Source organism: Flavobacterium inviolabile, from assembly GCF_013389455.1.
Taxonomy (GTDB): domain Bacteria; phylum Bacteroidota; class Bacteroidia; order Flavobacteriales; family Flavobacteriaceae; genus Flavobacterium; species Flavobacterium inviolabile.
The window spans coordinates 1667258-1681154 of record NZ_CP058278.1 but is presented as its reverse complement, the minus strand read 5'-3'; the positions used below and the strand labels follow the sequence as shown (position 1 = coordinate 1681154).

At 38.3% G+C, this 13897-nt stretch carries 14 protein-coding genes and 2 tRNA genes; 9 read left to right on the top strand and 7 right to left on the bottom strand.

Annotated features, from left to right (window positions below; genetic code table 11):
- The first annotated feature begins 298 nt into the window (after positions 1–298).
- The 9 genes from HW120_RS07405 to HW120_RS07365 all read left to right on the top strand — a co-directional run bounded on the left by HW120_RS07405 (position 299) and on the right by HW120_RS07365 (position 10501).
- A complete protein-coding gene (locus tag HW120_RS07405) occupies positions 299–1093 on the top strand; it encodes a DUF2059 domain-containing protein (RefSeq protein WP_177732762.1) in 795 nt (264 codons plus the stop codon).
- A 192-nt stretch (positions 1094–1285) separates the two neighbouring features.
- Positions 1286–2185 carry an EamA family transporter gene (locus HW120_RS07400; RefSeq protein ID WP_177732760.1) on the top strand — a complete coding sequence of 300 codons (900 nt, stop codon included), beginning with the start codon at positions 1286–1288 and terminating at the stop codon, positions 2183–2185.
- A 65-nt stretch (positions 2186–2250) separates the two neighbouring features.
- Complete coding sequence (locus HW120_RS07395; RefSeq protein WP_177732757.1) at positions 2251–2604, top strand: DoxX family protein; 354 nt, start codon at positions 2251–2253, stop codon at positions 2602–2604.
- Positions 2605–2643: 39 nt separating this feature from the next.
- Complete coding sequence (aqpZ, locus tag HW120_RS07390) at positions 2644–3324, top strand: aquaporin Z (protein ID WP_177732754.1); 681 nt, start codon at positions 2644–2646, stop codon at positions 3322–3324.
- A 405-nt stretch (positions 3325–3729) separates the two neighbouring features.
- Positions 3730–4011 (top strand): TIGR03643 family protein, encoded by a 282-nt coding sequence (locus HW120_RS07385; RefSeq protein WP_177732751.1) that lies wholly within the window; start codon positions 3730–3732, stop codon positions 4009–4011.
- 166 nt (positions 4012–4177) lie between these two features.
- Positions 4178–6775 carry a toxin-antitoxin system YwqK family antitoxin gene (locus tag HW120_RS07380; RefSeq protein WP_177732748.1) on the top strand — a complete coding sequence of 866 codons (2598 nt, stop codon included), beginning with the start codon at positions 4178–4180 and terminating at the stop codon, positions 6773–6775.
- Positions 6776–6778: 3 nt separating this feature from the next.
- The gene (locus tag HW120_RS07375; protein ID WP_177732745.1) at positions 6779–7732 is read left to right on the top strand and encodes an alpha/beta hydrolase; all 954 of its coding nucleotides are present in this window, start codon (positions 6779–6781) and stop codon (positions 7730–7732) included.
- A gap of 45 nt (positions 7733–7777) precedes the next feature.
- Positions 7778–9625: a M61 family metallopeptidase gene (locus HW120_RS07370; RefSeq protein WP_177732742.1), complete on the top strand. Its 1848-nt coding sequence runs from the start codon at positions 7778–7780 to the stop codon at positions 9623–9625.
- Positions 9626–9775: 150 nt separating this feature from the next.
- Entirely contained in the window at positions 9776–10501 is a 726-nt protein-coding gene (locus tag HW120_RS07365; RefSeq protein ID WP_177732738.1) for a DUF4369 domain-containing protein, read from the top strand.
- 91 nt (positions 10502–10592) lie between these two features.
- On the opposite strand, the gene HW120_RS07360 is transcribed toward HW120_RS07365, so the two are convergent.
- The 7 genes from HW120_RS07360 to idi all read right to left on the bottom strand — a co-directional run bounded on the left by HW120_RS07360 (position 10593) and on the right by idi (position 13747).
- Positions 10593–10666: transfer RNA gene (locus HW120_RS07360), tRNA-Thr, on the bottom strand.
- 99 nt (positions 10667–10765) lie between these two features.
- Positions 10766–10839 (bottom strand) — tRNA-Thr (locus HW120_RS07355).
- 80 nt (positions 10840–10919) lie between these two features.
- Positions 10920–11186 carry a hypothetical protein gene (locus HW120_RS07350; RefSeq protein ID WP_177732735.1) on the bottom strand — a complete coding sequence of 89 codons (267 nt, stop codon included), beginning with the start codon at positions 11184–11186 and terminating at the stop codon, positions 10920–10922.
- A gap of 57 nt (positions 11187–11243) precedes the next feature.
- Positions 11244–12218, bottom strand: coding sequence for a type I phosphomannose isomerase catalytic subunit (locus HW120_RS07345; RefSeq protein WP_177732732.1), 975 nt, complete (start codon positions 12216–12218; stop codon positions 11244–11246).
- 127 nt (positions 12219–12345) lie between these two features.
- Positions 12346–12804 (bottom strand): peroxiredoxin, encoded by a 459-nt coding sequence (locus tag HW120_RS07340; RefSeq protein ID WP_177732729.1) that lies wholly within the window; start codon positions 12802–12804, stop codon positions 12346–12348.
- On the bottom strand, positions 12804–13214 hold the full coding sequence (locus HW120_RS07335; protein ID WP_177732726.1) for a 6-pyruvoyl trahydropterin synthase family protein: 411 nt from the start codon (positions 13212–13214) through the stop codon (positions 12804–12806). Before HW120_RS07335 ends, HW120_RS07340 begins: the two co-directional genes overlap by 1 nt.
- A 5-nt stretch (positions 13215–13219) precedes the next feature.
- Positions 13220–13747, bottom strand: coding sequence for an isopentenyl-diphosphate Delta-isomerase (idi, locus tag HW120_RS07330; protein WP_177732723.1), 528 nt, complete (start codon positions 13745–13747; stop codon positions 13220–13222).
- Between the last annotated feature and the right edge of the window lie 150 nt (positions 13748–13897).

Sequence of the window (13897 nt, the reverse complement as noted above, 5' to 3'; positions counted from 1 at the left end):
TCCTGACAGCGTTTTTTTTTAATCCCCACAAATCCAGTTTAAACCTGTAATTACTGATTCGTTTTTCCTGACCAGTATTAAAGCGGTAACCATTTATTTTTGACGATTTGATTTTCAGTAAGATAATTGGAATACAAAGCAATCTGCCGGCCGGCTTATAGAATCAACAACTGCTTTTATCACGATTCGCACTCAAAACGCACCAATAATATTTTATTAATACAATAATAATATACCGTTTGTAATCATTTTAAGACGTTTTTCATACATTTGGCATACAAAACCTTAAATCTTTTTTATGAAAAAAATTACTTTTTATGCCCTGACATTATTTATGTCATTAACAGCTGGTACTGCTTTTGCGCAATCTACTGCACAACAAAATCTTGACAATGCTATCGGAATGGCCGAAAACATTAAGCAGGATACGCCGGTTGCTAAAAATGCTGCCGTACAATTAGCCAAACAAATTGTGCTTTTAAATGCACCTAATGCACAACAGTTTTATGATGCGATGTTTGTACAGGTTGCTTCCATCCAAAATAATGCTGACGATGTTGATTATTTTGTAAATGAAGCACGGATTGCTTCTCAGAATGCTTTCACTACTGCCGGTGTAAATGCGATTACTGCCGATCTGGTTAACTTAAACGATCTGTTAATTGGTTTAACCTATCAAATTAACGATGCCTTACAGGCTAACGACAACAATACTGCTTTAAATCTTATCCCTAATGTTAAAAATGTATTGGATTTACAAAACAGTACTACTGACAATTTAATCGCTGAGATTAACGCTATTGCCAGTGCTATCAAAACATACAATGTTTGTATTCAGTTAGTGGATCATTTGGGAAATCCTGTTTATTATACAGATTTACACGGGTATTATGCTCATAACGATGCTACCAATGCCTATATCACTCCGGAAAGAGACGAAAACTGTTTCTACAATTTAGCTCCGGGTACTTATACTTTCGATTCTCACGATGGTTATTTCAGCGGAACTTCTCCGGCAACCGTAACTTTATCAGACAGTCTGGTAAATGCTAACGGTGTGATCATTGTGAACTTAGTATACTGGTCTGAATAATCAGGATATACATTATCATACAGAAAAGGACTAACTCAGGTTAGTCTTTTTTGTTTCCGCAAGACAGCAAAAGATTGTTATTTTTCATCACAAATAAATGCCATTTTAGCAATTAACTTTTTTTTTCATCGCTTAATGGTTCTAAATAATAACTAAGCCATATCTTTGCAGGCTGTTTTAAAATGAATAAAAATGTCAGGAAATAACGTATTAAAAGGAGTTTTTTTAGTAGGATTAGGTGCAACAAGTTACGGGATGTTAGCAACATTCGTAAAACTGGCCTATCAGGAAAACTATACTACTGCAGAGGTTACCTCTTCTCAATTTATCTTAGGAATCATCGGGATTCTGATTATTAATGCCTTTCAGAAATCTAAAAATAAAGGTACCGTAATCAAAAAAGCGACCAAAAAGAATATTGCACAGCTGATGCTTGCCGGAACATCCCTGGGCATGACCAGTGTTTTTTATTATCTGGCGGTAAAATACATTCCGGTTTCGATTGGTATTGTACTGTTAATGCAAACAGTATGGATGGGTGTTTTACTGGAAATGTTTATTGACAAAAAACTGCCATCGCTTCAAAAAGTGATTTCTGTTGTTATTGTATTGGCAGGAACGGCACTGGCGACCAACATACTTACCAGTGAAATAGAACTTGACTGGCGAGGTTTGATGTGGGGAATGCTGGCAGCAGCTTCTTTTACAACGACTATGTTTACGGCAAACAGTGTGGCAACCGAAATATCGTCGGCACAACGAAGCCTGTACATGCTGTTGGGTGGTGCGGTTATCGTTTTCGGGTTTGGTATTTTTACCCAAACCACTCCTTACAACTTTGATATCTTCTTAAAATGGGGAATTGTGCTTTCCCTGTTCGGAACCATTATTCCGCCAATGTTAATGAACTCCGGTTTCCCGCACACCGGGATCGGACTGGGAAGTATTGTCTCTTCCTTAGAACTTCCGGTATCGGTAATGATGGCTTTTGTGATCTTAAATGAAGAGGTCGTTTTAACACAATGGTTAGGAATAGTACTGATAATTTTAGCGATTGTGATCATGAACATTTCTTTCAAAAAAAAGGAATAATATAGAATTTTCCTGTAAAAATGATTATATTCGTGTAACGGATATAATCATTTAATTACCTGAAAATGAGTTTACCTTGGCATTTATATCTCATGTCTTCGCTTTATATCATAGCAGGCATTAATCATTTCAGAGTTCCAAGGTTATACCTGAAAATCATCCCTCCCTACTTACCGAATCCCCGATTACTAAACTATATCAGCGGCATTGCAGAAATCGTTTCAGGCATACTGTTATGCTTTCCTGAAACCAAATCTTTTGCTGCCTGGGGAATAATAGTGCTTTTATTTGCCGTATTTCCGGTTAATCTATACATGTACCTGAATGATAAGGCTTCCTTAGGCTTATCAAAATGGGTGCGTTTTATCCGATTGCCCTTACAGATCATCCTTATTTACTGGTCTTACAATTATACATGATTGCATTTATTACCCATTGTTTAACTAATCCCCTTTATTATGAAAAAATTTGTAGCAGAATTTATCGGAACTTTTTGGTTGGTTTTAGGAGGTTGCGGTAGCGCAGTTTTAGCCTGTAATTTCCCGGATGCGGGAATCGGATTCGTAGGAGTCGCACTGGCATTCGGACTTACAGTACTCACCATTGCTTATTCTTTGGGCCATATTTCCGGAGCACATCTTAATCCCGCAGTTTCCATAGGTTTATGGATGGGCGGCCGGTTTGAAGCAAAAGAACTCGTTCCTTACATCGTGGCACAAATACTTGGAGGTATCGCAGCTGCGGCTGTCCTTTATGTAATCGCAACCGGTAACGGAAGCGATATCGGAGGTTTCGCCTCCAATGGTTACGGAGAGCTCTCTCCCGGAAAATACAGTATGAATGCCGCCTTTCTAACCGAGGTGGTCATGACTTTTATTTTCCTGATTGTCATATTAGGCGCTACCGATGAACGGGCTCCGAAAGGCTTTGCCGGAATTGCGATTGGTCTTGCCTTAACGCTGATTCACCTGATCAGTATTCCGGTTACGAATACTTCGGTAAATCCTGCCAGAAGTATCAGCCAGGCGGTTTTTGTGGGTGGTGAAGCCATCAGTCAGCTTTGGCTGTTTATTGTCGCCCCGGTATTAGGCGCTATTATCGCCGGAATTGTGTACAAATCCATTTTTAGCAAAGAATAATGATTCAAAAATACCTTACACTAAAAAGCACCACCAGTTGGTGCTTTTTTATTTATTTTACAAAATGCACCAACACATCAAGCAACAAAAACACATTATGCCTTTATTTTTAAAAACTGTTTTTATTCTGAAAACAACTTTAAACTTTATTTCCACTTCCAAAAGGCCGGTAAAAGCATTGCCTTTAAAATTTTAAAAAAAGCAAAAAACACGGCTCAAACCCGAACATATCTTACATTTCAAATATTTTTTGATACTTTTTTTCAAAAGCAAAAAGTATTTTGGTCTGATTTTTGAAAATTCAAAAAAAATAAAAAGTTGCTATTGCTCAATTATTTTTTTTAGTAATATTGAGTATAGAATTTAACCATTTAAAAAAAATTATCTGAATTAATTTTTCATCTGATGAAAAAAAGTAAAGTTTTAGAATTCGACAAGGAAACAATTGACAGAATTGTCGCTATGGCTCAGGAGGAAAGAAAACCTTTTGAAGTATTAAAAGAAGAGTTTGGAATTTCTGAAAGTGAAGTAACAGAAATGGTTCGCAAAAAGTTATCGAAAGATAATTTTGAGCTTTGGAAAAAAAAGGTTGCTGCTAATAAGCCTAAACCGAAACCTCAAAAATATAATGAACTGGAAGACGATGATTTAGACAGCAAATATTACTTTAAAAATAAATTTGACTAAAAAATGCCCGCAGCCGCGGGCATTTTTTTATACTTTTCCCCGATAAAACCGTCTGGAAACAGCCCTGCCGGAAAGCCTGAAAATCACCCTTTTAATTTTAGCTGTTTCCTTTCCGTTTCCCAATTTTTAGCCGTAAATTCACACTATAATTTAATTTTTTACAGCCATGAAAAAAACAATAATCGCCGCTTTACTATTCTTATCCGGTTATGCCTATTCTCAGGACACTTTATGGATCAATCGGTATCATAAAACAACACAAAAAGAACTTGCCAAGTATTTCAGAATTGACAGGAAAGACAAAAACGGTACTTTTCTATCCACGGAATATTATCGGAACGGAACAAAAAAAGCCGAAAGATTTACAGCCGAAAAAAACAGCTTACTCTTTAACGGCCCTGCTAAATTTTACTCCAAAAACGGCCAATTGTCTTTAACCGCCAATTATATAGACGGCATTATTGAAGGTACAGTAACCTATTATCTTAAAGACGGAAGCAAATCGGAAGCAGTTTTTAAACACAACATGCTTTACAATGGGAAAATAACGTTTGAAGAAGATGATAATTCTTTCACTTTAGAAGCTAAGGACGGGCAGTTTCTTCATTCCGAAGTATACCCCATTAAAAATCCGAAATTAAGACAGGAAAATTTTTATGAAGGTATGCAATTAGTCCGGCAGATTTCACACAATAAAGACGGTGATCTTATCAGTGATGTTACCCTGACCGACAATACGATTCAAAATGGTCTGGAAGCCATTTATAACTCTTATCCTTTCTTCTTAAGCACCGTAAGTAAATATGCCGACGGAAAAGTGACCGAAGTGACCGCTTTCTATAAAAACGGTTCGGTAAAATCCCATTCGGTAAAGGACAAGGCTTCCCAACGGTATACGATCTATTACCATCCCGATGGTTCCCAAGCGGGTGATCTGACCGAACAACTGGACGAATATGATTATTCCTCTCCTCTGGACGGTATACAGCTTCATTATTTTTATGACGATCAGGAAGAAGGTAAAGATCAGGATATCGTGGAAACCTGCTCGGAATACAAAGATGGGGCTCTTGTAAAAACAAAAAAATACCGTCCGGACGGCAGCTTACTGAAAACAGATCTGTACAATGACGACGGAATGATAATGACAACCGACAATTATGACCGTTTTGGCAAAATAAGCAGCAGTCTGAGTTATAACCCTGATTCTTCCAAGCCGTTAGACGGAACCGAAATAGCAGACAATATTATCCGTATTTACAAAGACGGTATTATTATTTCGGAAACTATTTATTACAGTAACCAGAAACCTTTTAAAAAATTTGAAGGCAAAACGGCCGTCTTTTTTGATAAAAAAGGAAAAAACATCGGTACCCTGACCTATTCCGATTCCTATAGTCCGGGCAATTACGATACACCTGCAGACGGAATGCTTTATACGATGTATGACGATATTATCAGCTATGCTCATGAGTATAAAGGCGGAACTTATGCCAAATCCATAGTGTACAATATGACCATTTCCGATGAACTCCTCCCGGAAAAAGTGAGTTTTTACAAAAACGAAAGACTCTCAAAAGACATCAGCTACTATAAAAACGGAAAAATAAAATCCGACATCACCTATGGCACCTATGATCCCGAAATGGGCATCTTCTATAATGAGAAGGGTAAAAAAATAAGCGAATACGACTATATAAAACAAAACGGAACCCTTTATACTTTCTTTGAGGGCAGCGATGATATTCAATCCATTCAGAAATATGCAAACGGAAAACAGCTTTATGAAAAGCTTTATACGTTTAATTCCCCTATCTCTTCAAACGGCAACAAGTACCAGTTAATAAGCGAAATCGACTATAACAAATCGGGAGTGTTTTATCAGGACGGAAAGCCGTTATATACTACACAATACAAAGACGGAGCTCCTTATAACGGGAAAGTCATCACCACTGACGGTTACTATTCCTATCAGATTGACAATTATGCAAACGGAATCAAACAGGGCGAGCAACTCACACTGGACGCCTCAACGAAAGAACCGATCAGCAAATCCATTTATGAAAACGGCATGTTAGCGGAGACCACTACTTACAAAAACGGGATCATCGCCACGAAAGCGCAGTACGTCGATGATCTTATTAACGGGGATTATATTTTTTATAACAGCAAGGGAGAAGAAATTTCCAGAGTAACCTATAAGGATGATCTACCGTTTAACGGCCAGGCTATTATTGAAGAAAGTGAAAACAGCACATCCAAAACAACCTATCAGAACGGACAGCTCACAGAACAAAGTACTTTTTCCGGAAACATCCTGATCAATAAGAAAACACTGTTGGATGCTGCGGCCCTGAGCTACCAGACAACGGTTTATTATGATAATGGCAAACTAAAAATGAGTTATTCCGAAAAGGATGGTATGCTACACGGTAAAGTGACGTATTTTAATCCGAAAGGCAAAAAAGAATATCAAGCCGATATTACTGACGGTAAATTAAGCAGCGGAACCGTATGGGTAACCTCATATTTCCTGAACACCAGCTCAAAATACCTTAAAGTGACCAAATCAAAAAACAACCTGCACATTATCGGAATCGGAGAATCCGATAAACCTAATTTTGAAATGAACCTGACAATGATTAATCCGGAGGATACGGTATTCCGTGAAATCGAAAATATCAATTTATACATCCTTTATCCGAGCAAATATGACGGGCAAAATACCGATGAAACAGCTCCTCCAATATCTATAAAAGACTAAAACATGATAAAAAACATAATTCTTACAGGTTTCCTTCTTATAGCCGGTTTAAAAAGTTATGCCCGACAACAGCCTTTTGCTGTGGAAGAACTACAGGTTAACGAATTACTGAAAGGCGACCTGTATTCACCGGCAAAAAGTCAGCCGCAAAAAACAACGCTCATTATTCTTATTGCCGGTTCCGGACCGACTAACCGGAACGGAAACCAGCTGAAAGGCAGGAACAATTCGCTAAAGTATCTTGCCGAAGATTTATGCAAAGACAACTATGCCGTTTTCACATACGACAAGCGAGTTATTGCCCAGATAATTGCCGGAACTGTCAACGAAAAAGAAATGCGTTTTGACGACATGATTGCCGATGCCGTTACTGTATTTGACTATTTGAAAAACAAATACCATTATTCAAAGATCCTTTTTGCCGGACACAGCGAAGGCTCCCTGATCGGGATGATCGCCGCCCAAAAAACAAAAGCGGATGCTTTTATCTCTTTAGCCGGTCCCGGAAGACCGATTGATGAAATTCTTGTGGAACAGATAACCCGCCAGACGCCTGCTTTAAAAGAGGAACTGGTTCAGAGTTTTGCCGCCCTGAAAAAAGGAGAAACCATCGAGATTAAAAAACCATTGCTGGCCTCGATTCTCCGGGAAAGCGTTCAGCCGTACATGAAATCCTGGATGCAATACAATCCGCAAACAGAGATCAGTAAATTAAAAGTTCCTGTACTGATCATAAACGGCGACAAAGACCTTCAGGTTCGCGTTCTGGATGCCGAGTTATTGCAAAAATCAAAACCGGGTGCCACGCTAAACATCATTCCGAACATGAATCATGTCTTTAAAAACATCACCGGCGACGAAGCCGAAAACTTAGCTTCCTATTCCGATCCGGATACCCGGAATACACCGAAACTTTCGGAAAAAATTAATCTTTTCCTAAAAAAGAATAAACTGTAACAAAAATCGAATTCCAACTACAAATAGTAAACTAAAAATAAAACGATGAAGAAACTTATCTGTACATTGGCACTGGCAGTGATGGTTATGAGCTGTAAAACAACTCAGGAAAAAACATCCGCTACCACTATAAACGAGGTAAAAGTTGCCATTGACCTTAAAAATGTAACGGATGACAAAGTAATGGTAACCATTACTCCTCCAACCTTTACTACAGAAACAGCAACATTCCATATCCCAAAAATTATCCCGGGTACTTATTCGGAAGACGATTATGGTAAGTTTATTGACAATTTCAAAGCACTTGATGCAAACGGAAATGCACTTGCCGTTTCTAAAACAGATGACAATACCTGGCAGATATCCAATGCAAAAGCCCTGGCAAAAGTAACGTATCTCGTTAACGATACTTATGATGTGGAAGGAACGCATGATATCTTTTCACCAGCCGGTACCAATATTGCGGCTAACGAAAACTTCATGCTGAACACGCATGGTTTTGTAGGATACTTTCAGGGGAAAAACGAAATCCCGTACACGGTAACCGTTTCCCATCCGGCAACATTATGGGGTGCTACATCTTTAGTTGACAATGATCCGAGCAATGAAGTGGATGTTTTCCACACGCCAAGATATGCCGAACTGGTTGACAGCCCGATCATGTATTCCAAACCGGATTATACCACATTCAATGTGGACGGTATGGATATCCTGATCAGCGTATATTCGCCAAACGGAACTTATACGGCAAAAGACATCACTCCGGAAATGGAAACAATGATGCGTGCGCAGAAAAAATTCTTAGGTCCGGTAAACAGCACTAAAAAATACAGTGTGTTGCTGTATTTATCCGATATGAAAAAACCGGATGCCAAAGGATTCGGAGCTTTGGAGCACACCACTTCCACAACCGTTGTTATGCCGGAAATGATGCCTAAAGCACAGCTTTTAGAACAATTGAAAGATGTGGTTTCCCACGAATTTTTCCATATCGTTACACCATTAAGCATTCACTCCAAAGAAATCCAGTATTTCGATTACAATACTCCAAAAATGTCCGAACACTTATGGATGTATGAAGGAGTTACCGAATATTTTGCAAACCTGTTCCAGGTAAACCAGGGCTTAATCACAGAAGACGAATTCTACAACAGAATGGCGGAAAAAATTGAAGCATCAACCCGTTTCAACGACAAAATGCCGTTTACAAACATGAGCAAGAACATCCTGGACAAACAATATAAAGATTCGTATTATAATGTTTATCTGAAAGGAGCGCTGATTGCGATGTGCATTGACATTCAAATGAGAGAAAGCAGCAACGGAGCAAGAGGAATCTTAAGCTTAATGCAGGCACTATCGAACGAATACGGTAACAACAAACCGTTTAACGATGAAGATCTTTTTGCTAAAATTACCGCATTAACCTATCCGGAAATCGGTGCATTCCTAAACAAATATGTAGCCGGTGATACTCCGATTCCTTATAACGACTATTTTGCCAAAGTGGGTGTTATCAAAGGAAGCGTTAAAAAACCAGCCAATCCGTTCTTAAAAGGTGATATGCCTTATATCACGGTAAACCCTGCGACAAAAGAAATTATGATACCGCCGGGAATGGAACTAAACGGTTTCATGAAAAAAATTGGTCTTAAAAACGACGATACCCTCTTAGCGATTAACGGTACCGCTTATAATCTGGATAACATTTATGAGCTGATCATGTCCAGCATGGATTGGAAAGAAAACGACCCGATCACGATTAAAATAAAACGCAACAACAAGGAACAGACTTTAAAAGGAAAAGTAACCTTAACCATGGAAGATGTGGAAGGATTACACTTTACAGACAACAGTAAAGCAAAAATCAAAGAAGCCTGGTTAAAAGGATAATGCTTTATCCGGAATATTCTCAAAATCCCCAATAGCTATTGGGGATTTTTTATATCCGAAATTGCCGTATTAAACCATACTATTTCAACAACTTCCTTAGCATCTGAATATTTTTTTCTTTACTTTGCAAACTTTAAAATCGTAACCCTAATGAAAAAAACACTTATAGCCTTATTTTCGCTGGCCTTATTAACCGCTTGTAATAAAGAGAACGAATCAGCAAACAACCTTCATCTTACAGGAACAGTTAACGGATTAAAGCAGGGTAAACTATACTTAAAAAAAATCGTTGACACTTCATTTGTAACGATCGACAGTTTCCTGATTAAAGGAAATTCCAATTTTGAGAGCAACTTAAAAATTGATTCTCCGGAAATGTACTACCTGTTCCTGGATCGCGGTACTTCCAATTCTATCGACAACAGCCTTATGTTTTTTGCAGAACCGGGTGAAATGAAGATTACGACCGACTTAAAAGAGTTTTACGCAAAAGCAAAAGTTACAGGCTCAAAAAACAACGAACTATACGAAGACTACAAAAAAATAAAATCACGCTTTACAGACGAAGAAAACAAGGTTTTAAGCCTAAGTCTTTATGCGCAGAAGTTCAACAAAACAAAAATGATGGACAGCCTGAACGAGCGTAACGAAAAGCTAATCATCCGACGTTATCTGGATGCGGTGAATTTTGCGGTAAACAATGCCAAATATGAAGTAGCACCTTATATTGCCCTGACGGATATTTACGATACCAATCTGAAATATATGGATACCATTCAGAAATCGTTATCGCCTGAGGTGGCTCAATCCCATTATGGTAAAATGCTAAAAGAGTTTATTGCGAAAAGAAAACAGCAGGAACAAACTCCACAATAAAAATAAAAAGCGGCTTATTTTCATAAGCCGCTTTTTTTAAACCTTTATAAATAAAAAAAACCACTTTCTTCAAGTGGCTTAAAGACGATTGAGCCGATGGAGGGACTCGAACCCACGACCTGCTGATTACAAATCAGCTGCTCTAGCCAGCTGAGCTACACCGGCATCTCAATTCGGTTGCAAATATAAGGTTGTTTTTCAAACTCCCAAATATTTTTATTCTTTTTTCAATAAAAACCGCAAAAACATGCAGTAAAAAAATTGAGCCGATGGAGGGACTCGAACCCACGACCTGCTGATTACAAATCAGCTGCTCTAGCCAGCTGAGCTACACCGGCGTCTCAATTCGGGTGCAAATATAAGGTTGTTTTTTAAACTTCCAAATATTTTTTTCACACTTTTTTATTGATTTTTCTGACTACAATGCGTTGATTTTATCAACCAATTGATTAGCAGCAATTTCAAGATCTTTATTAATTTGTTTGAAATGTAATTTTTTATTTTCAACATTTTTTTGGTTCACTTTAGTGATCAAACTGTCAAATGTTGTAATCGCTTCTTCTACTAATGCGTCTGAAGCCGCAGTTGGTTTTCCTGTAGTAGTCATTTCCCAAATGTAAACTGCTTCAATAATATCACCTAAAACGTAGTTGATGTCTTTTTTTAAGTTTTTAACGCTTGCCATTTTTCTTTGATTTTTAAATTTCGTTGGCAAAATTACAACTAATCTTTTGATTAAAGGTTATGAAATGAATATTTCTAACAGCGAAGCCTGTCCTGAAATTTCAAAATCGGTAATAACCGCAGGAATTAAAACGGTATCTCCTTTTTTAAAGTCGGTTTTTTCAGCCGTATCCGGAATATGAATCGAGAAATCACCTTCCGTACACACCAAAACGGTAAAAGAATCTCCGTTTTTAGCAAAGGACAGCACTCCATCCAAAGGAATATAATTTGTAGTAAAGTAAGGACAATCTATTACCAGATTGGACTTGTTGTTTTCTTTTGCATAAGCAATCTGTGCATTACCTGCCGAATAATCGATGGCTTCCAATGCCAGGTCAATATGCAGCTCTCTTGAATGCCCGTTTGCATCTACCCTGTCCCAGTCATAAACCCGGTAGGTAATATCGGAAGTCTGCTGAATTTCGGCAATGACAATTCCGGCACCAATGGCATGGATCGTTCCGGTTTCCAGAAAGAATGCATCGCCTTTTTTAACCTTAATTTCTTTTAGTATTTTGGTCAACGTTTTATTTTCCAGATGGTGCACATATTCTTCCGACGATGAAGGTTCTTCAAAACCGATTATGATCCGGGAATCTTCATCGGCCTGCATAACATACCACATTTCGGTTTTCCCGAAAGAATTATGCCTGATTTTCGCTAATGCATCATTGGGATGTACCTGAATGGACAAATCTTCCTTAGCATCCAGAAACTTGAATAACAACGGAAATTCATTACCGAATTTTCCGTACACTTTTCTACCCAGTAATGCTTCCGGCTGTAAGGCTAAAAGTTCATTAATGTTTTTTCCGGCTAAGGCTCCGTTTTTAACGGTACTGATATCTCCGGGAACAGTTGAGATTTCCCAGCTTTCGCCGGTAGTTTCGGAAATAATCTCTTTATGAAGTAACGAATATAATTTGGTTCCTCCCCAAATTCTGTCTTTCAAAATGGGGTTAAAAATAAGTGGATACCAATTTACCGTCATAGATTTATTTGTTCATTAGGTTCGCAAAAATGCAAAAAAGTTTTTGAAATAACCAATCTGAACCCAAATCATTTTTAGAAAGCAGTGTTAAATACAAACGCAAAGACCGGATTGTTGCATTCCCGGCTTATCCTTTCATTGCCTTTACCGCTTCCAAAGCTTTTGGCATGTGCTGCGTTGCATTCATACTGTTAAAGACAAAGCGGATTATTCCGTCACTATCCGCAACATACGTTACTCTTCCCGGCAGCAGTCCTAATAAATTAGTCGGCACTCCGAAAAGATTCCGGATATGTTTTCCTTTATCAGACAATAGTATAAACGGCAGCCGGTACTGGTCTGCAAATTTTTGATGAGAAGCACTGCTATCGCCGCTAATCCCGATTACTTCGGCGCCCAAAGCCGTAAAATCTTCGTATAAATCCCGGAATCCGCAGGCTTCTTTGGTACAGCCGGGCGTATTGTCTTTTGGGTAAAAATAAATCACCAATGGTTTCTTCCCTAAAAGAGAAGCCATATTAAAAACGGCACCCTGCGCATCTGTCGCCTGAAAGTCCGGTATTTTATCTCCTGTTTTTAAACGCATCACGATCCTTTATAGGTTACAAAATTTCTGGGTGTTTCATACAAAACAACCTCCAGTTCCTTGTCTGAAGCAATTTTTGCCCTGATCTTATTCCAGATAACAACCACAATATTTTCTGCCGTCGGGTTTAAATCCGCAAATTCCGGCACATCCATATTAAGGTTCTTATGATCGAATTTATCTTCTATCTCATTCCGGATAATCGCAGCTAAATCCCCCAGATCCATTACATATCCGGTTTCCGGATCAATTTCTCCGGTCACACTCACAATCAGTTCATAGTTATGCCCGTGATAATTAGGATTGTTGCATTTCCCAAAAACTGCCTGATTTTTCTCAAAAGTCCAATCTTTGCGATACAGACGGTGTGCAGCATTAAAATGGGCTTTTCGGCTTACAGTAACTTTCATAGCAATTAAACTTTATGAGCTTCTAAATAGTGATAAAACTTGTCAAAAATTATTTTGAACCATACCGTATAGATATCCGGATGTACTTCCATATCTTCTTTTACCGCTTCAATGGACATCCATTTCCAGCTTTCCACTTCTTCCGGATTGATCTCGGGTGCTGCATTGTAGTAACCGATCATTACATGGTCAAGCTCATGTTCTGTCAGTCCATTATCGAAAGGTGCCTTATAAATAAACGAAAACAATTCTTTTAACTCAGCGGTGAATCCCATTTCTTCACGCAGTCTTCTTACACCTGCCTGAATATTGGTTTCTCCTTCTCTCTGATGACTGCAACAGGTATTGGTCCACAGCAAAGGAGAATGGTATTTGTGCTGCGCCCGTTGCTGCAGCATGATTTCATTATCAGCATTCAATATAAAAACCGAAAAAGCACGGTGCAATACTGCCTTTTCATGTGCTTCCATTTTTGGCATTAAGCCAATTTGTTCATCCTTTTCGTTAACTAATATTACTCTTTCTTCTGTCATAATTCTTGATTACCTGTCAAAAGTACAAAAAAAGAAATGCATTCACTTTTGCCCTATTTTATAATTTTCACCAATTGCACCGCCAGAAAGCATAAAAACCAAAGGGTAATCCTCCGGGCAAACACCAAACAATCCAGAATATAACTATTT